The sequence below is a fragment of the Mesorhizobium sp. CNPSo 4670 genome (assembly GCF_057784235.1).
Genome location: NZ_JBWJFQ010000013.1, coordinates 87111 through 108122, shown reverse-complemented (window position 1 = coordinate 108122; position 21012 = coordinate 87111). Strand labels below are relative to the sequence as shown.

Below are 21012 nucleotides of genomic sequence, written 5' to 3'. Positions count from 1 at the left end.
GTGGCAAACGTCGAACAGGTCCAGCCGCGCAAGGGTCCCTCCTTTGCCATCCAGGCCGTCATGCTGCTGGTTGTGACCGCGGCCGCCATCGGCATGGGCTGGATGTCCGGCGGCTATCTCAAGGGCGTCGGGGCACCGTCGTCGGTGCCGGTCGCGCCTGAGAACGAAGGCAAGACCGCACAGCCCGCCGCTGCCGGTGAGCCAGGCGTGGGGCCGACGCTCGTCGTGCTCGCGCCGATCACCACCAACATCGCCTCGCCTGCCGATACTTGGATCAGAATGGAAGCGTCCGTCGTCTATGACGGGCCGCAGCTCCAGTCCATGACGGATGACATCCACCAGGACCTTCTGGCTCTGGTGCGCACCTTGAAGATGCATCAGATCGAGGGTGCCAGCGGCTACCAGCACCTGAAGGCAGATCTCGAGGAACGCGCCTCGATCCGCAGCCAGGGTCACGCCAAGCAGATTCTTATCAGGACATTGCTGCTCGAATGAGAAAGTTCCTTCTCGCCACGGCGATGATCGCCGCCGCCACCTCCGTCGCGGCGGCGCAGCAACTCGATCTCGGTGGCATCGGCAAGGCCGATGGCACCACCGTCGGCTACATCATCCAGATGTTCGGCCTGCTGACTGTGCTGTCGGTGGCGCCGGGCTTGCTGATCATGGTGACGAGCTTCACCCGTTTCGTCATCGCCTTCTCGATCCTGCGCGCCGGCATCGGCCTGCAGTCGACGCCCGCCAACCTCATTCTCATTTCACTGTCGCTGTTCATGACCTTCTATGTCATGGCGCCGACCTTCGATCAGGCCTGGAACACCGGCGTCAAGCCGCTGATGGACAACCAGATCACCCAGACCGTAGCCTTCGACAAGATTTCGGATCCATTCCGCACCTTCATGCTGCGCAATGTGCGCGACAAGGATTTCGACCTCTTCGCCGATCTCGCCCGCGAGCGCGGCCAGACCGTTTCGCGAGACACCGTCGACCTGCGCATCCTGGTGCCTGCCTTCATGATCTCGGAAATCCGGCGCGGCTTCGAGATCGGCTTTCTGATCGTGCTGCCATTCCTGGTCATCGACCTGATCGTCGCCACCATCACCATGGCGATGGGCATGATGATGCTGCCGCCGACGGTGGTGTCGCTGCCGTTCAAGATCCTGTTCTTCGTCCTGATCGACGGCTGGAATCTGCTTGTCGGCAGCTTGGTGCGCTCCTTCAACTGAGCGCTGGCAACTGATCCCTGGCGGCTGGGCGCCATCGCGCGTCTCCAGCACAGAATTCAAGCAATATATTTTCGATTAACCGTCCGGTTTAGTCCTTTGGTAGGGACTAGCCCGCATATTCGCTCGCAGATGGCGGGTGATCGATTTCGAAGATCATTGGCATGATGCCGCACCGTCATACCGGGAGACCCGGTATGTCAAAAAAACACCTGTAAAATCAAGGTACGAGTACCATGTCCAGCATCATGACGAACTCCGCCGCGTTGACGGCTCTGCAGAGCCTTAACGCCACCAGCAAATCCCTCCAGGACACCCAGGCCCGCATCTCGACCGGCTATCGCGTCTCGCAGGCCTCGGACAACGCCGCCTACTGGTCGATCGCCACCACGATGCGCTCGGACAACTCGGCAATGTCCACCGTTTCGGACGCGCTTGGCCTCGGCGCATCGAAGGTCGACACCGCCTACACCGGCATGAACAGCGCGATCTCGACCATCAACCAGATCAAGGCCAAGCTGCTGGCATCTTACGGCCAGACCGATGCCTCGAAGGAAAAGACCCAGACCGAAATCACAGCCCTCCAGGCGCAGATGAAGTCCTACGCCGACGGCGCCACCTTCTCCGGCACCAACATGCTGTCCGTAAACAGCGGCGCGACGGCCACGACGGCTGCCGATGTGAAGATCCTGTCGGCGTTCAACCGTGACGCGGCCGGCGCGGCTTCGATCTCGACCATCGACGTCAAGGTGGAAAGCATCAAGCTGTATGAAGCTGGCACCACCGTGGGCCTGGCGAAGGGCATCCTCGACACGCAGCGCCTCGGCACCACCGGTGTGGCCACCGCCACGGCCTCGGCTCCGACCCTGGGCGCTGCTGCAGCGGCCACCGACACGTACTCGGCCGCCAGCTTGAAGATCTTCGACACCGCAACGGGCAAAGCCGCCAGCGATACGCAGATCCAGCAGATGTTGACCGTCATCGACTCCGCGCTCGCCGACATGACCAACTCGGCCACCACGCTCGGCGCCGCCAAGAGCAGTATCGACCTGCAGAAGACCTTCACCTCCGACCTGATGGACTCCATCGATCGCGGTGTCGGCCAGCTCGTCGATGCCGACATGAACAAGGAATCGACCCGTCTGCAGGCCCTGCAGGTCCAGCAGCAGCTCGGCGTCCAGGCGCTGTCGATCGCCAACGGTTCGTCGCAGTCGATCCTGTCGCTCTTCCGCGGCTAATCGCCTACGCCTGATCACAGTTCGCACTAAATATCGGGCCGCGCCAAAAGCGCGGCCCGATTTGCGTTTGCTCGACTTGACTTTGCAAGCCTCGCACAATGCTCGTTACTTAACTCTCAAACGCCAGCTTTTAACAGGCTGTTAACCATGCCGCGCTAGTTATGGTTAACCAATAGCTTACGACCGTTGGCGAATCGGTCCGACCGGCACGATGCCACCCGTTGAACAGGTCTGTCCGGCATGTCTGAGCATGTCGGTTTTTGAGAAGGAGCGACTTTCTTGGCGAGCATCATGACAAACGCTGCGGCGTTAACCGCACTTCAAAGCCTCAGCGCCACCAACAAGTCACTCGAACAGACGCAGGCTCGCATCTCGACAGGCTACCGGGTCTCACAGGCCTCGGACAACGCCGCCTACTGGTCGATCGCCACCACGATGCGCTCGGACAACTCGGCCCTTTCGACGGTGCAGGATGCACTCGGCCTCGGCGCCTCGAAAGTCGACACCGCCTACACCGGCATGAACAATGTGCTGACCACGATCGGCCAAATCAAGACCAAGCTGCTTTCGACCGTCGGCCAGACGGCTGCCGCCAAGGCAAAAACCCAGACCGAGATCAACGCGCTACAGGCGCAGATGAAGTCCTTTGCCGATGCGGCGACCTTCTCCGGCTCGAATTTCCTTGCGGTGACCTCCAAGCAGACTGCCGCCCCCAATGACGGCGTCCAGGCAGACTCCCAGATCGTGTCCTCGTTCAATCGGTCCTCGTCGGGCGCCGTCTCGATCGGAACTATCGACATCGATGTCGAGCGCACCAAGCTTTTCGACTACGGCCTTGCCACCGAGGTCAAGAATCGCGGCACCCTCGATCGCCAGACTTCGATTTATGCCACGGGAGCCGCCCAGACTCTGTATGACAACGCCTATGCGACCGCGCTCGCTGGCGGAGCAACGGACATCGCGGCAAACACCGCTGGTCAGGCGGCGGCGGGAGCGGTCGTCCCCAAGGTCGACAACATCTCCGCCTACAACCTCGACATCACCGCGGCCGGCGTAACCGACGACATCATCACCCAGATGGTGACCAGGATCGACAAGGTCATGGCCCAGTTGACCGATTCCGCCACCATCCTCGGTTCGGCCAAGAGCAGCATCGACCTGCAGAAGACCTTCACCCAGAGTCTGATGGACTCCATCGATCGCGGTGTCGGCCAGCTCGTCGATGCCGACATGAACAAGGAATCGACGCGGCTCCAGGCGCTGCAGGTTCAGCAGCAACTCGGCATCCAGTCGCTGTCGATCGCCAACAGCGCTTCGCAGAGCATCCTGTCGTTGTTCAAGAACTAGTCGCGGGCGCCACCGGCGCCCTCCTTTCGCATCCCGCCCTCCTTTTCGCACTCCGATTGACGGGCCGCGCCGCAAGCGCGGCCCGATTTCATTTTCGCACAAGCTTCGACGACTACTGTTCCCGCGGACAGTCACGCTGGGAGTCGTCGAACCGTGCCGGAACAGATCCAGAGCATCATCTCGAATCTTCGCGGCTTTGGCGTCAAGCGCCTTGCCATGCTGGCTGGCATCGCCGTTCTGGTGATGGGCGTCATCGGCATCGCCTCGGTCTATCTCAACCGTCCCGCCTACGACACGCTCTATGTCGGGCTCGACCGCGCCGACGTGAACCAGATCGGCCTCGTGCTAGGCGAAGCCGGTATCGGCTTCGATGTCGGCGCCGATGGAACCTCGGTGCTGGTGCCGGCCGGCACCACCGCACAGGCGCGCATGCTGCTTGCCGAAAAGGGCCTGCCGACCAGCGCCAATGCCGGCTACGAACTGTTCGACAATGTCGGCTCGCTCGGCCTCACCTCCTTCATGCAGCAGATCACCCGCGTGCGCGCGCTGGAGGGCGAGATCGCCCGCACCATCCAGTCGATTTCCGGCATCAAGGCAGCGCGCGTCCACATCGTCATGTCCGAACGCGCCAATTTCCGCCGCGACGAACAGCAGCCTTCCGCCTCGGTGGTCATCCGCTACGCCGGTATCGATGCCGAGAAGAGCGCCATGTCGATCCGCCATCTCGTCGCCGCCGCCGTGCCCGGCCTGTCGGCCGACAAGGTGACGGTGCTCGATTCCAGCGGCAATCTGCTGGCTGCGGGCGACGATCCTTCCAACACCAGCGCCGCGCGCACGCTCGGCGTCGAGCAGACCGTCGAGGCGCAGATCGGCGACAACATCCGCCGTGCGCTGACGGCCTATCTCGGCCCCGACAACTTCCGCGCCAGCGTCAAGGCCGAAGTCAACACCGACACCCGCCAGACGGAAGAAACCATTTTCGATCCGAATTCACGCGTCGAGCGCTCGGTACAGTCGGTGCGCGCCAACGAAAACAACAACCAGAAGCAGGCCTCGACCCCGGCCAGCGTCGAGCAGAACCTGCCCGAGACCCAGTCAACTGCCACCGACGGTCCGCAATCCTCCTCGCAGAACGACCGCAAGGAAGAGATTACCAACTACGAGATCAATTCGAAGAAGATCGCCACCGTCTCCAACGGCTACACCGTCACCAAGATGTCGATTGCCGTCGTCGTCAACCAGCAGCGGCTGATGACCATCCTCGGCAAGGACGCCACGCCGGAGCAGATTGCCAAGCGCGTCGCCGAAATCCAGAAGATGGTGACCTCGGCCACCGGCTTCGACGACAAGCGCGGCGACGTCATCGACGTCTCGGCGGTCGAGTTCATCGACGGGCTGGACGGCGAGGCGATCCCGCAGGCTGGGATGCTCGATTCCATCGGCCAGCATGCCGGCACTCTTATCAACGCCGGCGCCTTCATCGTCGTGGTGTTCCTGGTCGCCTTCTTCGGCCTGAGGCCGATGGCGGCGGCGCTGACGGCAAAGGCGACGCCGGCCCTGGCCGGCCCCAGCTACGATGATGTCCAGCGCTCGCTGCCAACACCGGAAGCAACTGCAAACGCCGAAAGCGTTGCCGTCGGCGCCTTGCCCGGCGCGCGGCCCGGTCCGACACCGCTCGACGATCTTCGCCAGAAGATCAGGCCGGCGCCGCAGGAGCGGCTTGCCCGAATGGTCGACCTCAACGAGGAGCGCACCGCGCAGATCCTGCGCAAATGGGCCGCTCAGGAAGTCGCGGCGTAGAACCATGCCCTCGGTAGCCCTTTTCGACCTTCTGCCTGATTTCGGTACCCGCACACAACGTGCCGGCCAGCCCCGGGCCGCGGCCGATACCGAACACAAACCCGAGGCGCCGGCGCCACAAGCCGATATCGGCACGCTGATCGCGGAAGCGGTAGCCCAGGCCGAGTCGGCGCTCGAGGCACGCCTGTCGATTGCCCATGAAGCCGCGCTCGAAGCCGAACGCCAGGCCAATGCCGAGGAAGCAAGGCTATTTCTCGAAAGCCTCGGCGACGATGTCGGCAAGGCGGTCTCGTTGCGCATCGATGCGATGGAGACGCGCGTGACCGGGTTGGTCGCGGCCACCGTCGCCCGCATGATCGGCGGCATCGTCAGCGACGACCTGCAGAAACGGTCGATCGAGGCGCTTGCTGGCGCCATACGCGAGGCGGTCGGCGATGCCGAAGCCGTGCGCATCTCCGTGCGCGGCCCGCTTTCGCTGTTCGAATCCCTGAAGGCAGCGCTCGGGACCCGCGCCGCCAATCTCGACTTCACCGAGACACCAGGCTTCGATCTCACGGTCGCCATCGACGAGGCGGTGTTCGAGACGCGCATGGCCGAATGGGCGACGACCCTCTCAGAGGTCCTGGCATGAGCGTCGCCGATGCCGGACAAGTTCACCAGGAGATCATCATCGTCCGTCGTGGTCACGACGACCACGATGAGGGTCACCATGGCGGCGTCTGGAAGATTGCCTTCGCCGACTTCATGACGGCGATGATGTGCTTCTTCCTGGTCATGTGGCTGATCAATGCCGCCAACGAGCAGACCAAGGCAGCCGTTGCCAGCTATTTCAACCCGGTCAAGCTGGTCGACCGCAATTCGAGCCGCAAGGGTCTGGAGGATCTCGGCGACGGTCCGCGCGCGATGGGGACGACGGCCGACAACCCGCAGAAGGCGACCAACAAGGCCGGCCAGGACGGCGATGGCTCCGCGGACCGCAAACAGGAGAAGCAGGAACTCCCGCAGGCGGAACACTCCGACGAGCATCTGTTCGCCGACCCCTACGCGGTGCTTTCGGAAATCGCCACCGATACCGGCGTCATGCAGAATGTCAGCCAGAAGGGCGACGGCGGCGCGCAGGCTGCGGGCCCGGCGACCGGCGCTTCCGGCGGCGCCTCCTATCGCGATCCGTTCGAGCCGGATTTCTGGTCGCAGCAGGTGGCGGCGCCCGGCGCTGAAGCCAGTGCCCAGCGTGCCAAAATCGAGGGCGATGCGGTCAAGCCCGGTGACAAGGTCGCCGAAACGCAAGTGCCCAAGGTCAAGGCCGTGCCACCCGTCGCGGCCGCACCGCTGGAACCGCCGGTGGAGGACGCGACCGGCAAGCAAGCCGCGAGCCCCGCCACGGCAATGGCCAAGGCCGGCGACACCAAGCCAACAGATACCAAGCCAACAGACACGAAGCCAAGCGACGCGAAGCCGGGCGAGACCAAACCAGACGACACCAAAGCCGCGGACGCAGCCAAGGTCGAGGCCAAGGCGCAAGAGGCCGCCAAGCCCGACAACGGGGAGAAGGCGCCGACCGCGGCCGCCGTCAAGGCCGCGGCCGACGTCAAGCGGCAGTTGGCCGATGCCTTCAAGCCCGGCGACAAGCTGCATGACGGCGTCTCGGTGGAAGCCACCGACAAGGGCGTCGTCATCTCGATCACCGATCAACTCGACTTCGGCATGTTCGAGGTCGGCTCGGCGCTGCCGCGCCGCGAACTGGTGCTGGCGATGGAAAAGATCGGCCGCATCGTCAACAGCCAGAAGGGCACCATCAGCATCAACGGCCACACCGACGCACGGCCATTCCGCAGCGACAGCTACGACAATTGGCGGCTGTCGACGGCGCGCGCGCATTCCGCCTACTACATGCTCGTGCGCGGTGGCGTCGATGAACGCCGCATCACCGAGGTCGCCGGTTTCGCCGACCGCCAGCCGAAGGACCCGGCGGATCCCTTGGCGGCCGTGAACCGCCGCATCGAAATCCTGATGGCGACCGGCGGATGAGGCGGGCGGCCGTCACCAGCCGGTTGATTGGCCTGTTGCTGCTGGCCGGCGGATATCCGTCAGCCGGCTTAGCCCAGGACGCGCTGCAGCCGTATCAGCTGGTGCGGTCGCTGCAGCTCATCCAGGACCGTATCGCCGCCGGCGACCATGCCGCCCTGCCGATGCAGGCCAAGCTGCTCGAGATGGTGGACGCGCGCCTGCGCGCGGCGGACGCCGAGGATTTCAAGGATCCCAAGAACTTTCGCGCCCTGCTTGTCTACGGCATGAGCGGCGGCAACCCGGTGACTGTCGAGGCGGCCACGTCGCGCGCCACGACGGACCCGCAAAGCCTTGCCGTGGCCAAAGGGGTGATCGACTATCTCAATGGCCGGCCCGGCGAGGCGATCGAAGCGTTGAAGCCGATCGATCCGATGACGCTGCCTCCCGATCTCGGCGCTTTCCTTGCCTTGGTCAAAGGCTCGCTGCTTGCCGGCGACCAGCCGGCGGCGGCGCTCGGTTTGCTCGACGAGGCAAGATTGCTCAGCCCCGGCACGCTGGTCGAGGAAGCAGCACTGCGCCGTTCGGTCGGCATTGCGGGTGCGCAGGGTGACGCGGCGCGCTTCGCACTCGCGTCGACCCAGTATGTCGAGCGCTACCTCTATTCGCCCTATGCCAGCCAATTCGCGGACTCCTTCGTCTCCGGCGTCATCGCGCTGCATTTGTCGATCAGCCAGGACAAGCTGTCCGACATCACCTCGATGATGGATCCCGAGCGCGAGAAGGTGATCTACCTGCGCATCGCCCGCCGTGCCGCGATCGACGGCCTGAACGACCTGTCGGCCTTCGCTTCGGCGCGGGCCGAGCAGGGTCGTGACGGCAACACCAACCAGGACGATCCGCGCGCCCTGCTTTACGCCAGCCTTTCCACCGTCACCTCGGGCACCATCGAGGACGTCCGCGCCAAGCTCGGCAAGATCGACCGCAGCAAGCTGTCGGAAGGCGACCGCGCCTTGCTCGACGCCGCTCAGGCCATTGCGGGCGAAGTCGTCGCCCCGCCCGCCGCTGTCCCCAAGGAAAAGCCAGTTCCTGTCGCGGCCGAGCAGCCGCCAGCGCCAGAAACCGTCGCGGCGCAAGGCGCCGACGCCAGCGGGCTGCCACCCGTCGAAGGCGCCGTTGCCGAGCAACCCGCTGTCGCTGCCGCCTCCGGCGGACCAGCAGCAAGTGCTCCGCAAACGCCGGCGGTTGCGGCTGCACCAGCCGATGCGGCGACCGTCGCGCAGGCGTCGGCGCCATCGCCCGCGGCCAGTCCCGAGCCCACCGACCCGACCGATGCCGCCATGACCAGAACACGTCGACAGCTCGACCTGATCGACCAGATGCTTGGAGCCGCCCCCAAATGACCACCAGCCTCGGCTCGGCCTTGCCAGGATTTGCCGCCGCTCGCGCGACGCCGGAGCAACCGGCCGCGAACGTCAAGAAGGACAACGCTGGCTTTGGCAAGATCCTGCACGGCGAGGCCAGTGCTGCCCGCCCGGAACGGCAGCCGACGACCGAGGCGGGATCGCGCGAGCAGCGCTGGAGCAAGCTCGCCGCCGGTCTTGCCGGGCATGGCGGCAAGGCCGAGCCGACATCGGCCGATCCCGGAAAGATCGTTTCGGCCAAGGTGCCGACGGCGAAAATCGGCAAGGACGATTTGGAAGCCAAGGACGATTTGGAAGCGAAGTCGCACAAGGACGATGCCGACGCCGAACAGACGGCGCCGGACGCGGATGCCGCGCCGCCGCTTCAGGACCATCTGCCGCTGCTGATCGCCTTCCATGACTTGCGCCATTTCTCGACATCGACCAAGGCGAGCGGCCGCGACACGGCGACCGGCGAGAGCCAGCCGGACCCGGCGCTCGACGGGCAGGATCCGCTCCCAAAGACCTACCAGTCGAAGTCCACGGCCGGAAACGAAGTCCTTGAAACCAAGTCGAAGCCGGAGCAGGTGTCGACCATCGACGGGCCCTTGACCGAGCTTGACGGTCAGCCGCCGAGCGCTGCCAGAATTGCCTCCAGCGCGCCGAAACGCGATGCTGTCGTGGCGTCGCAGAAGCTGCCAGACGCCACAACCGCCGATGTGCCCGGCGTGCAATCGAAATACACCGCGCCGGCGATGAAAAGCATCGAGGATGTCCAGTCCTCGTTACGGCCCGAAGCCGGAAAACAGTCCCTGTCCGCCACACGCATCGACGTCGTGTCGCAACAGAGCTTCCCGGCGCCACCACAAAGTCCCATCAGCCAGGCAGCCCTCAATGTGGTCAACGCCATAGCCGCCGATGGCGGCCCGCAAAAGGCCCTTCCAGCCTCATCCGCGGTCACCCAGCTGGGCAGCCCTGTTGCCGTTCCGACACATGTGTTGAAGATCGAACTTCACCCCGCCGAACTCGGCATGGTGACGGCCAACCTTCGCCTCTCCGGAGAACAACTTTCGATTGAATTGAAGCCCGCAACACACGACGCCTATCGTCGTTTGTCTGCCGACAGCGAGGCCATCGTCAAATCGCTGCGCGGGCTCGGTTTCGAGGTTGACAAGGTTACGATCCTGCAACCTTCGGTAGCGGTTCCTGCTGCAACCCGCACCGATGGAACCGCCCCCCTGCCGGCGGCGTCGGGCCGCGATCCGTCATCCTTCCAACCTGGAAACCCGGGCGGCGGCAATGGTGGTGCGGGTGGTCAGCAACCGGGTCAGCAATCCGCAGGAAACCGCAATGATGACGCGCAGGACTACGGCCGCGGCACCTCACATTCTCGCGAGCGCGCTGGCGACGATATGTTTATCTAGCGCAGCAGGCGCTGCCGCTGCCGCCACCAACCCCTGCGAGCCCGAGATCCTCCGTGCCGCCGACCGCTATGGTGTGCCCGCCGGCATCCTCTATGCCGTGGGCCTAACGGAAACCGGAAACAAGGGCAGCCTTCAGCCCAACGCATTGAATATAGAAGGAAAAGCGGTCTTTCCGAGAAGCCGGACAGAGGCCCTTGCGGCCTTCGCCAATGCCCGGCGCGAAGGCAAGACGCTCATCGATCTGGGCTGCATGCAGATCAACCATCACTACCACGCGTCGCATTTCCGCAGCGTCGAGGACATGCTCGATCCGCGTCAGAACGTCGACTATGCGGCGCGCTTCCTGGCCAGTCTCCATGCCCGTCACGAGACCTGGTCGATGGCCGTCGCACGTTATCATGCCGGTCCCGACAACGATCCGGCGCAGAAGATCTATGTCTGCCGCGTCATTGCCAACATGGTCGCCACCGGCTTTGGGAAATGGACCGCGAACGCCCGCGGCTTCTGCAACCCGTAGGCGTACCTTCGGCTTCCAATACGCCGTTCGCGCAGTCCTTGGTTGTTGTTTTGACTTGGCCAGAACTTGCCGCCGAAAGCATATCTGGTTGCAGGCTAATGCAACCGGCGCGATTCCAGACTCCCAAGAAACTAGCTACAAGAAATGACGGTTGTTCAGGATTCTCGCCAGCGGATACCCCTTTTCTCACGGGGCAAATGATTTGATTCGGAGGCGGGCCGATGATTGTAATCGTTGACGAGCGCGAGCTCGTAACAGAGGGATACAATTCACTTTTCGACCGTGAGGGTGTCGCCTGCGCAGGCTTCGCGCCGGGCGAGTTCGGCGAGTGGGTAAGCTCGGCGGCCGACACCGACCTGAGGTCGGTCCGAGCTTTCCTCATCGGCGACTGCCGCGAAGGCTCGATCTCTCCCCGTCAGATCCGCGACCGCACCGGCGCACCGGTCATCGCCTTGAGCGAACAGCACTCGCTGGAAAACACGCTGCGGTTGTTCGAGAGCGGCGTCGACGACGTCATTCGCAAGCCCGTCCACATCCGCGAGATCCTCGCCCGCATCACCGCCATCCGCCGCCGCGCCCAGGAAGACGTCGCCTACACCGAGATCGGCGCCATGCGCATCTTCATGGATGGCCGCGACCCCGAGATCGACGGCCAGCCTTTGCCCTTGCCGCGCCGCGAGCGCCGCATCCTCGAATATCTGGCAAGCAATCGCGGCCGCCGCGTCACCAAGACCCAGGTTTTCAACGCCATCTACGGCATTTTCGACGAAGAGGTAGAGGAGAACGTGGTCGAAAGCCACATCAGCAAATTGCGCAAGAAGCTGCGCGAGAAGCTGGGCACCGACCCGATCGATTCCAAGCGCTTCCTTGGCTACCGGCTCGTCTTCTGATGCAGCCCCGCGCCAGCCTCGCGCAAGACAGGATGCGTAGCCTCGTAGCCAGTGGCATCCGCATTGGAGCCAGCGGCATCCACATTGGGGAGACGTTTCGATGAGCCTCTACGGAATGATGCGGACCGGCGTTTCCGGCATGAATGCACAGGCAAACCGGCTGTCCACCACGGCCGACAACATCGCCAATTCCGACACCACCGGCTATAAGCGGTCCTCCGCCGAATTTTCGTCGCTGGTCATGCCGAGCACCGGCGGCGCCTACAATTCCGGCGGCGTCACCACGACGATCCGGCAGGCGGTCAGCGATCCGGGCGTGCTTCAATACACGACCTCGGTCTCCGACCTTGCCGTCAACGGCGACGGTTTCTTCGTCGTTCAGGATCCGAGCGGAACACCCTTCCTGACCCGAGCCGGCGCCTTCGTTCCCGATGCTGAGGGCAGGCTGGTCAACGCGGCCGGCTTCCAGCTGATGGCCTACAGCTACGCCAACGGCGTGCCGGCGGCGACAGTGAACGGCTTCGAGGGACTGACCCCGGTGCTCATCTCCGACCAGGGGATGACGGCAACGCCAAGCACCCAGGGTACTTACAGCGGCAACCTGCCGGCAGGCGCGACGCCGGTCGCCGCCGGCAATCTGCCCACCACCAACGCGGCGGGCGCGCAGTACACATCGAAATCCTCGATGGTCGCCTACGACAATCTCGGCAACAAGAAGCTGCTTGACGTCTATTTCACCAACACCGGCGCCGGCACCTGGCAGGTGGCGGTCTTCGATCAGTCGAAGGCCACCGCCGGAACGTCGTTTCCTTACACCGGCGGCGCATTGGGCTCGGCCAACCTGACCTTCGACACCACCACCGGCAAGCTCACCGGCGCCGTCAACAGCGTCGGCCTGACGGTGCCCAATGGCGCCGCCTTTTCGCTGGACCTGTCGGCATTGACCCAGCTCGGCGCCGGCTTCACCGTTTCCGACGCCCAGGTCAACGGCAACGCACCGAGCACCATCGACAAGATCCAGATCAGCAAGGACGGCACCATCTCGGCGCAGTACAAGGACGGCTCCACCAAGGCGCTCTACAAGATTCCGCTGGCCGACGTGCAGAGCCCCGACCAGCTCAACGCGCTGCCCGGCAACGTCTACGCACAGGGCACCGAATCCGGCGCGGTCCGTATCGGCTTTGCCAATGAGGGCAAGGCCGGCTCCATCATCTCCGGCGCACTCGAGAATTCCAACGTCGATATCGCCGAAGAACTGACCAACATGATCGCGGCACAGCGCAGCTACACCGCCAACTCGAAAGTCTTCCAGACCGGTTCCGATCTGATGGACGTCCTTGTCAACCTGAAGAGATAGAACGGGCACCGCCCGTGAAAGACCCGCATGTCGTTGTCCACTGCACTGAGCATCGCCCAATCGGCGCTTATGAACACCGCGCGGCAGACCAGCGTCGTCTCGCGCAATGTCGCCGACGCCGACAATCCGGACTATTCGCGCCGCCAGGCCGTCGTCACAAGCACGGCGCCGGGCGCGCGTTCGGTTGATATCCGGCGCGCCGCCAACGACCTGCTGTTCCGCCAGAACCTCAGCGCGCTGTCGGCCTGGAGCGGCCAGAACGCGCTCTACAGCGGCATGGATCAGCTGGGGGTATCGGTCAATGGCGTCGACAATGCGTCCTCGCCCTCGACCGCGATCGGCAATTTGCAGCAGGCGCTGCAGCTCTATGCCACCTCCCCATCCAACCAGAATCTCGGCGCCAGCGTCGTCGACGCCGCCAAGCAGGTCGTGCGATCCCTGAACGAGGGCTCCACGGCGATCCAGGATTTCCGTACCCAGACCGACGGCCAGATCGCCACCGCGGTCGACGACCTCAACTCGCTGCTCAGCCAGTTCCAGGATGCCAACACCGCGGTCATTTCCGGAACCCGTTCCGGCACCGATGTCTCCGACGCGCTCGACCAGCGCGACGCGCTTTTGAAGAAGATCTCGGACTATATCCCGGTCTCGACCTTCACACGCGGTGACAATGACATGGTCGTCACCACTGGCGACGGCACGACGTTGTTCGAAACCATTCCGCGCACGGTCAGCTTCGCGCCGTCGGCCGGCTACACCGCCGGTGCCGCCGGCAACGCGGTCTATATCGACAATGTGCCGATCTCGGCGGGAGCCGGCGGCAACACCACCGCCAGCGGCAAGCTCGCCGGCCTGCTGCAATTGCGCGACAGTGTCGCCTCGACCATGCAGAGCCAGCTCGACGAAACCGCGCGCGGCCTGATCACGGCTTTTGCCGAAACCGCGCCTGCGCTGCCCAATGCCGCCGGCCTGTTCACCTGGTCCGGTGCGCCGGCGGTGCCGGCAGCGGGCACGCTGGTTAACGGCCTTGCCGCATCGATCAGCGTCAATGCGACGATGGACCCAAGCGCCGGCGGCAATCCGACGCTGCTGCGCGATGGCGGTGCCAATGGTGCCGCTTATGTCGCCAACACCGGCGGCGGCGCCTCTTATTCCGACCTTCTGGTCGCCTATGGCGACCGGCTCGACAAGCCGATGGCCTTCGACCCGGCCGCCGGGGTTTCGGCAACGTCCAGCGTTTCCGACTACGCGGCCAACTCGATCGGCTGGTTCGAGGGCGTACGCCAGCAGGCCTCGACAGCCTCCGACGCCAAGGAAGCGCTGGCGTCGCGCAGCGCCGAGGCGCTGTCCAACGCGACCGGCGTCAATGTCGACCAGGAAATGTCCCTGCTGCTCGACCTCGAACACACCTATCAGGCATCGGCCCGGATGATGAAAACCGTCGACGACATGATGACGGCCTTGCTCAACGCGGTGGGATAATCCATGACTTCAGTCTCGTCAGCCGCCATATCGAACGCCATGCGCTCCCAGCAGATGCGCATGCAGGCCGAGCTTGTCAAAGCCACCAAAGAGTCCTCGACCGGCAGGGTCGCCGATGTCGGCCTGGCTCTCGGAGCGCGCACCGCGCAGTCCGTCACCTTCTCGCGCGATCTCGACCGGCTCAATGTCATCATCGACTCCAACGGTCTGGTCGGCTCCCGCTTGTCCTCGACGCAGACCTCGCTTAGCCAGCTCTCGACCGCGGCGCAGTCCTTTCTGTCCGCCCTGACCACCGCGTCATCGAGCGATTCTTCCAACAGCCTCACCCAAGCCTCGGGCAAGGCGACCATCCAGCAGCTGACCTCGATCCTCAACACCAGCGTCAATGGCGAGTATCTGTTTGCCGGCACCAACACCGACGTCAAGCCGATCAACGACTTCACCGCCGCCGGCTCGCCAGCCAAGGCGGCCTTCGATGCCGCCTTCGTCGCCAATTTCGGCTTCACCCAGGATGACCCGGCGGCGGCCAATATCACCGCCACCCAGATGGACGACTTCATCACCAACGACGTCGTGCCGCAATTCATGGGCCCGGGCTGGCAAGGCAACTGGTCGAACGCCACCGACCAGCAGATCATCAGCCGCATCGCCCTGAACGAAACCACGCCAACCTCGACCAGCGCCAACAGCGCTGGCATCCAGAAGCTCGCCATGGCGGCGGCCATGGTCTCCAGCCTGATGTCCAGCAACATCAGCCAGGCCGCGAAGAACAAGGTCGTCAGCCGCTCCACGGCACTGGTCGGCGAAGCGCTGAGCGGCATTGGCCAGATTCAGTCCGAGACCGGCATCGTCCAGAAGCGGGTTTCCGATGCGAACGACCGCATGAAAACGCAGGTCGACCTTTTCGAACGGCACATTCTCGATCTGGAAGGCGTCGATCCGGCCGAGGCCGCGACCCGGGTTGCCGATCTGACACAGCACATCGAAACGTCCTTTGCATTGACCGCGCGCCTGCAGCAGCTCAGCCTATTGAATTACCTGACCTGACAACGCTTAACGGAACGGTAGAGCCCCACCGATGTACCAATTCTCCTACGCCGACATCCAGAGCACCTCCGTCGCCGACGCCAAGGACCGCGAGCGGGAGCTCCTGACCCGCTCGATCGACATGCTGTCGGCGGCGGCCGCCGCCGGCCACGGCTCGATGGCGGCGGTCGAGGCGCTGCATTTCACCAACCGCGTCTGGACCGCCTTCGTCGAGGATCTCGGCTCCAGCGACAACGCGCTGCCCAAGGAATTGCGCGCCAACCTCATTTCCATCGGCCTGTGGCTGCTGCGCGAGGCAGAGGACATTCGCCAGGGCCGCACCAACAATTTCGAAGGGCTGATCGAGGTGTCCCAGATCATCAGGGACGGCATTCAATGACCAACACGCTGAAGATATCGCTGAAGCCGAACGAGAAGATCTACATCAACGGCGCTGTCATCCGCGTCGACCGCAAGGTCACTGTCGAATTGATGAACGACGTGCAGTTCCTGCTCGAAAACCATGTCATCCAGGCCGAAGACGCCTCGACGCCGCTCAAGCAGCTGTATTTCATCCTGCAGGTCATGCTGATGAACCCGGCCGGCGCGGTCGAGGCGCGCGATATGTTCCGGCGTTCGCTGCCGCTGCTGCTGGCAAGCTTCGAGGACGCCCAGATCTGCGCTGGACTGAAACAGATCGACCGCATGGTCGGCGAGGATCATATCTATGAGGCGCTGAAGGCAATCCGTGCGCTCTATCCGCTCGAACGCCGCGCGCTTGGCGACAATGACTATGTCCCGGGTGCCGCGCGCCCGCAGGCTGTGGGAGCACGATACTGATGAACGTGGACATGACGACGACGATACCGACCGGCGCCAACCAGGCCAGCCAGCAGACCTCGAAGACGGCTGTCGACTACCAGTCGTTCCTGAAGCTGCTGATTGCCGAGATGAAGAACCAGGATCCGACCAAGCCGATGGATTCGACGCAGTATGTCGCCCAGCTCGCCACCTTCTCGCAGGTCGAACAATCGGTGCAGACCAACACCAAGCTCGACCAGATCATGTCGTCCTCGGCGCTGTCGCAGGCCGATGCGCTGATCGGGCGCTCGATAACCTCCGCCGACGGCAAGACGACGGGCACGGTGGCGTCGGTGCGCCTCGCCAGCAGCGGCCTGATCGCCGTGCTGCAGAACGGCACCGAGGTCGCGGTCGGCCCAGGCGTCTCGATCAAGGCCGCGAGCTGACGCTTCCGGCAGGGCCAGTCCCATGAATGAGGCCGACGCTCTCGACATCGTCCAGTACGCGGTGTGGACGGTGCTCACCGCGTCTGCCCCGGTGGTGCTGGTCGCGATGGCGGTCGGCATCGGCATCGCCCTCATCCAGGCGCTGACGCAGGTTCAGGAGATCACCTTGACCTTCGTGCCGAAGATCGTCGCCATCATGCTGGTGGTGGCGCTGACCGGCCCCTTTATCGGCAGCCAGATATCGGCCTTCACCAACGTCATCTTCGAGCGCATCCAGAACGGATTCTGAGCAAGTCGACGAAAGCCGCGCAGGTCCGTGCCGAACCATCGGGATCCTCGACCGGTGCGGAATGGAGACGTGGACCGCCTCTATCCCATTGTTGGACCATGACCTTTTTCGAAAGGTGTTCGCCCTTTCAACCGCCATGCCCTACTTTCGGCAAATGATCTGAGCAAACGGATCGTCTGACGAGCAGGCACGACATGGCAGGGACCCACCGATGATTGACGAAAAGCCGGAAAGCGAGAGCGTTTCGGCGCTGGCGCCCTTCCGGCACGGCATTTTCCGCGCCGTATGGGCCGCAAGTCTTGTCTCGAATTTCGGTGGCCTGATCCAGGGCGTCGGCGCCGCCTGGATGATGACCACGATCGCCACCTCGTCCTATCAGGTGGCCCTGGTCCAGGCTTCGACCACCTTGCCGATCATGCTGTTTGCGCTCGTTGCCGGCGCCATCGCCGACAGTTTCGACCGGCGCAAGGTGATGCTGGTCGCCCAGACCTTCATGCTGGTCGTCTCCGTGCTTTTGACCCTGTTCACTTATGCCGGCCTCATCACGCCGTGGACGCTGCTGGCCTTCACCTTCCTGATCGACAGCGGCACGGCGCTCAACAGCCCGTCCTGGCAGGCCTCCGTCGGCGACATCGTGCCCCGCAACAAGGTGCCGGCTGCCGTCGCGCTCAACTCGATGGGCTTCAACCTGACCCGTAGCGTCGGCCCGGCGATCGGCGGCATCATCGTCGCCGCCGCCGGGGCGGCGGCGGCCTTCGCGGCAAACGCGGTGAGCTATATCGGCCTGATCGTCGTGCTGGCACGCTGGAAGCCGGACCTGCCGGTCTCGACCTTGCCGCGCGAGTCGCTCGGCGCGGCCATGGGCGCCGGCCTGCGCTATGTCGCCATGTCGCCCAACATCGGCAAGGTGCTGGTCAGGGGCGCCGCTTTCGGCTTCAGCGCCGGCGCGGTGCTGGCGCTGTTGCCGCTGGTGGCGCGCGATGTCGTCAAGGGCGATGCCCTGACCTACGGCATCATGCTCGGCGCCTTCGGCATCGGCGCGGTCGGCGGCGCCTTGATCAGCGTCCGGCTGCGGCAGCTGCTGTCGAGCGAGACGATGGTGCGCTGCGCCTTCGCCGGCTTTGCCGCCTGCGCCTTCAATGCCGCCGTCAGCCATCACGCCTGGCAGACGTCGTTCGGCCTGCTTGTCGGCGGTGCCTGCTGGGTGATCGCGCTTTCGCATTTCAACGTCACCGTCCAGATGGCGACGCCGCGCTGGGTGGTCGGCCGGGTGCTTTCGGTCTATCAGACCGCCACCTTCGGCGGCATCGCGCTAGGCAGCTGGATCTGGGGCGTCGTCGCCGATGCCCATGGCGCCGAAACCGCGCTGATCGCGGCCAGCATCGCCATGCTGGCCGGCGGCGCCATCGGCTTCTTGCTGCCGCTGCCGCAGCAGCAGGTGCTCAACCTCGATCCGCTCAACCGCTTCAAGGAGCCGCACCTTGCGCTCGACCTGAAGCCGCGCAGCGGCCCCATCGCCATCACGATCGAATACATCATCCGCGACGAGGACGTGCCGGAATTCCTCGCCACCATGGCCGAACGCGGCCGCATCCGCCGCCGTGACGGCGCTCGCAACTGGACGCTTGCGCGCGACCTCGAAAATCCGGCGATCTGGATCGAGCATTATCATACGCCGACCTGGCTCGAATATGTGCGCCACAATGGACGCATCACCCACGCCGACGCCGTCATCGGCGACCGTTTGCGGGCGCTGCACAGCGGCGACGAACTGCCGCGCGTGCGCCGCATGATCGAGCGCCCGACGACCGCGGGCACGGCGCTCGTGATGGCCAAGGGACCGATCGAGCACTAACCGGGCCCACCTTTGGGCGACATGCACTAACCTTCGCCCGACAGGTCCCTGCGCGCCTTGTCGAGTTCCTCGGCATAGCGCCGCATCAGATGGCCTTCGGTCAACAGCCCCAGCACGATGCGGTCGCTGAAATCCTCGACCACGGCGAGCTCTTCAGCGCCGGCGCGCTGGAAGGTCTCGGCGGCGGACTGCACGTTCATGCTCGGCACCAGCACCGCGTCCTTGTACTTGGCAAGGTCGCGCACAGCCACCTCGCCATCGGAAGGATCGCTGTGCAGTTCGGCCACGATCAGCACGCCGACATAATGATCGCCCGCGTCGACGGCAATGATGCGCTGGGCCGAACCGAGCGGCACTTGCCTGCGGAAGGCCGCCAGCGTCGTCGAGGCATGGATGGTCTTGATGTCCTTTCGCATCATCGAGCCGACGGTGAGGCTGCGCATCCAGCCGACGTCGTGAGCGCTGCGGATGGTCTCGCCGCGCAGATGGAAGCGCCATGTCGAGAAGGAGTAGCCGAACGTCTCGCGCACCAGGATGGCCGACATGATCGAAGCCGCCAGCACGACACCGGTAAGCGTCAGGTCGCGGGTCGATTCCAGCGCCAGGAAGGTCATCGTCAGCGGGCCGCCGACGACGCCGACGGCGAGCGACGTCATGCCGACGACGGCGGCAACAGCGGGATCGATGCCGGTGGCCGGCGAGACCAGCGCCATCACACCGGCAAACGCCTTGCCAAGCAGCGCACCGAGGAACAGCGAGGCGAAGAACAGCCCGCCGCGAAAGCCCGAGCCCAACGAGATGGCGGACGCCGCCAGTTTCAACACGAAGACGCTGGCCACCACGGCCAGACCGTAGTTCATCGCGAATTCGCGATGCAGCGCGCCGTGGCCGCTGGACAGGACTTGCGGCGTGACCAGCCCAAGCAATCCAACGATGACACCACCGATGACGGGGCGCAGCGACGCATCGATCGACAGCCTGGCAAAACCGCGTTCGATCAGCGTCACCAGATGCATGATTGCGATCGAGGCTGCCCCGCCGAGCAGGCCGAGCAGCAGGAACGGCACGTACTGGCTGGCGGTCAGCGCCGGCAGGCCCGAAAGCTCAAGCGGAAACGGCACCCCGCCAAACACTTCCGCCGTCAGCGAGGCCGAGATCGCCGCCGTCATGACAGGCGCGACATTGGCGACCGAGTAGATGCCGATGACCAGTTCGAAACCATAGAAGGCGCCCGTCAGCGGCGCATCGAAGGCGGCGGCGATGGCGCCGGCGGCACCGCAGCCGACCAGGATGCGGACATCGTTGCGGCGCAGCCGGAAGATGCCCGCCAGCCGCGACGCCAGGCCTGACCCGACTTGCGTGTAGCCGGCTTCCAGCCCGACCGAGGCGCCGAAGCCGCTGGAGATCATCGTCTGGCCGGCGATGATGAAGGTGTCGGTGAGCGACATGCGCCCGCCATAGAGCGCGTTGGCTTCGATCGGGTCGATCGGCGTGCGGAATTTGCGCAGTCTGAGCCAGATCACCGTCAGCCCAAGCAGGATGCCGCCGATCGCCGGTATCAGCGCGTGCATCGGGTTGGCGAGCGAGAACATGCCGGAAAGCCGGCCACCGGGTTGGACGCCGAACAACAGCCCGTGCAGGTCCTGCACGATCTGGCTCATCGCCGTGACAAGGATGCCTGCCATCACCCCGACGACACCGGCCAGGATGACCACCGCGATGCCACGCGCCTCGAGCAGCGGCATCGACCTGATCAGCACCGCGCGCAGCCGGCGGGCGTAGACTTCACTGTGGTTTCTGGAAAGCACCGGGGCGGCTCGCCGATATCGGAAAAGGCAGTGGAAAGCCCGCCTGATACGCCCGGCGACACGGCATGGCAACCACATTGGCGACAGACAAGGCGCCATTGTGGC

General features: G+C 64.4%; 20 protein-coding genes. 19 read left to right on the top strand and 1 reads right to left on the bottom strand.

Annotation, left to right across the window (positions count from 1 at the left end):
• From AC0ZT5_RS21500 to AC0ZT5_RS21410, 19 genes are all read left to right on the top strand, one after another.
• The gene (locus tag AC0ZT5_RS21500; protein ID WP_488498068.1) at nucleotides 1–495 is read left to right on the top strand and encodes a flagellar basal body-associated FliL family protein; all 495 of its coding nucleotides are present in this window, start codon (nucleotides 1–3) and stop codon (nucleotides 493–495) included.
• Nucleotides 492–1223, top strand: a complete 732-nt coding sequence (gene fliP / locus AC0ZT5_RS21495) for a flagellar type III secretion system pore protein FliP (RefSeq protein ID WP_095084514.1) — start codon at nucleotides 492–494, stop codon at nucleotides 1221–1223. The genes AC0ZT5_RS21500 and fliP overlap by 4 nt, the downstream gene beginning before the upstream one ends.
• Nucleotides 1224–1456: 233 nt before the next feature.
• Nucleotides 1457–2458 carry a flagellin N-terminal helical domain-containing protein gene (locus tag AC0ZT5_RS21490; protein WP_379026664.1) on the top strand — a complete coding sequence of 334 codons (1002 nt, stop codon included), beginning with the start codon at nucleotides 1457–1459 and terminating at the stop codon, nucleotides 2456–2458.
• Between the two features lie 279 nt (nucleotides 2459–2737).
• A complete protein-coding gene (locus AC0ZT5_RS21485) occupies nucleotides 2738–3805 on the top strand; it encodes a flagellin N-terminal helical domain-containing protein (RefSeq protein WP_488498067.1) in 1068 nt (355 codons plus the stop codon).
• Between the two features lie 153 nt (nucleotides 3806–3958).
• Nucleotides 3959–5605: a flagellar basal-body MS-ring/collar protein FliF gene (gene fliF, locus AC0ZT5_RS21480; RefSeq protein WP_488498066.1), complete on the top strand. Its 1647-nt coding sequence runs from the start codon at nucleotides 3959–3961 to the stop codon at nucleotides 5603–5605.
• 4 nt (nucleotides 5606–5609) lie between these two features.
• A complete protein-coding gene (locus AC0ZT5_RS21475) occupies nucleotides 5610–6236 on the top strand; it encodes a hypothetical protein (RefSeq protein WP_488498065.1) in 627 nt (208 codons plus the stop codon).
• Nucleotides 6233–7633, top strand: coding sequence for a MotB family protein (locus tag AC0ZT5_RS21470; RefSeq protein ID WP_488498064.1), 1401 nt, complete (start codon nucleotides 6233–6235; stop codon nucleotides 7631–7633). Before AC0ZT5_RS21475 ends, AC0ZT5_RS21470 begins: the two co-directional genes overlap by 4 nt.
• Nucleotides 7630–9012, top strand: coding sequence for a chemotaxis protein MotC (locus tag AC0ZT5_RS21465; protein ID WP_488498063.1), 1383 nt, complete (start codon nucleotides 7630–7632; stop codon nucleotides 9010–9012). The genes AC0ZT5_RS21470 and AC0ZT5_RS21465 overlap by 4 nt, the downstream gene beginning before the upstream one ends.
• Nucleotides 9009–10436: a flagellar hook-length control protein FliK gene (gene fliK / locus AC0ZT5_RS21460; RefSeq protein WP_488498062.1), complete on the top strand. Its 1428-nt coding sequence runs from the start codon at nucleotides 9009–9011 to the stop codon at nucleotides 10434–10436. The genes AC0ZT5_RS21465 and fliK overlap by 4 nt, the downstream gene beginning before the upstream one ends.
• On the top strand, nucleotides 10366–10953 hold the full coding sequence (locus AC0ZT5_RS21455; RefSeq protein WP_488498125.1) for a transglycosylase SLT domain-containing protein: 588 nt from the start codon (nucleotides 10366–10368) through the stop codon (nucleotides 10951–10953). Before fliK ends, AC0ZT5_RS21455 begins: the two co-directional genes overlap by 71 nt.
• A 221-nt stretch (nucleotides 10954–11174) precedes the next feature.
• A complete protein-coding gene (locus AC0ZT5_RS21450; RefSeq protein ID WP_111547800.1) occupies nucleotides 11175–11843 on the top strand; it encodes a response regulator transcription factor in 669 nt (222 codons plus the stop codon).
• A 100-nt stretch (nucleotides 11844–11943) separates the two neighbouring features.
• Entirely contained in the window at nucleotides 11944–13200 is a 1257-nt protein-coding gene (locus tag AC0ZT5_RS21445; protein ID WP_488498061.1) for a flagellar hook protein FlgE, read from the top strand.
• 27 nt (nucleotides 13201–13227) lie between these two features.
• A complete protein-coding gene (gene flgK, locus AC0ZT5_RS21440) occupies nucleotides 13228–14682 on the top strand; it encodes a flagellar hook-associated protein FlgK (RefSeq protein WP_488498060.1) in 1455 nt (484 codons plus the stop codon).
• 3 nt (nucleotides 14683–14685) lie between these two features.
• Nucleotides 14686–15729: a flagellar hook-associated family protein gene (locus AC0ZT5_RS21435; protein ID WP_488498059.1), complete on the top strand. Its 1044-nt coding sequence runs from the start codon at nucleotides 14686–14688 to the stop codon at nucleotides 15727–15729.
• 31 nt (nucleotides 15730–15760) lie between these two features.
• Nucleotides 15761–16108: a flagellar biosynthesis regulator FlaF gene (gene flaF, locus AC0ZT5_RS21430; RefSeq protein WP_184876544.1), complete on the top strand. Its 348-nt coding sequence runs from the start codon at nucleotides 15761–15763 to the stop codon at nucleotides 16106–16108.
• Nucleotides 16105–16548 (top strand): flagellar biosynthesis repressor FlbT, encoded by a 444-nt coding sequence (gene flbT / locus AC0ZT5_RS21425; RefSeq protein ID WP_488498058.1) that lies wholly within the window; start codon nucleotides 16105–16107, stop codon nucleotides 16546–16548. Before flaF ends, flbT begins: the two co-directional genes overlap by 4 nt.
• Entirely contained in the window at nucleotides 16548–16955 is a 408-nt protein-coding gene (flgD, locus tag AC0ZT5_RS21420; RefSeq protein WP_095084528.1) for a flagellar hook assembly protein FlgD, read from the top strand. Before flbT ends, flgD begins: the two co-directional genes overlap by 1 nt.
• Before the next feature lie 22 nt (nucleotides 16956–16977).
• Nucleotides 16978–17244: a flagellar biosynthesis protein FliQ gene (gene fliQ, locus AC0ZT5_RS21415; protein WP_095084529.1), complete on the top strand. Its 267-nt coding sequence runs from the start codon at nucleotides 16978–16980 to the stop codon at nucleotides 17242–17244.
• 211 nt (nucleotides 17245–17455) lie between these two features.
• Nucleotides 17456–19099: an MFS transporter gene (locus AC0ZT5_RS21410; protein WP_488498057.1), complete on the top strand. Its 1644-nt coding sequence runs from the start codon at nucleotides 17456–17458 to the stop codon at nucleotides 19097–19099.
• A 26-nt stretch (nucleotides 19100–19125) separates the two neighbouring features.
• Here the strand turns inward: AC0ZT5_RS21410 and AC0ZT5_RS21405 are convergent, their stop codons facing one another.
• Nucleotides 19126–20907 (bottom strand): chloride channel protein, encoded by a 1782-nt coding sequence (locus AC0ZT5_RS21405; protein ID WP_488498056.1) that lies wholly within the window; start codon nucleotides 20905–20907, stop codon nucleotides 19126–19128.
• Nucleotides 20908–21012: the final 105 nt, after the last annotated feature.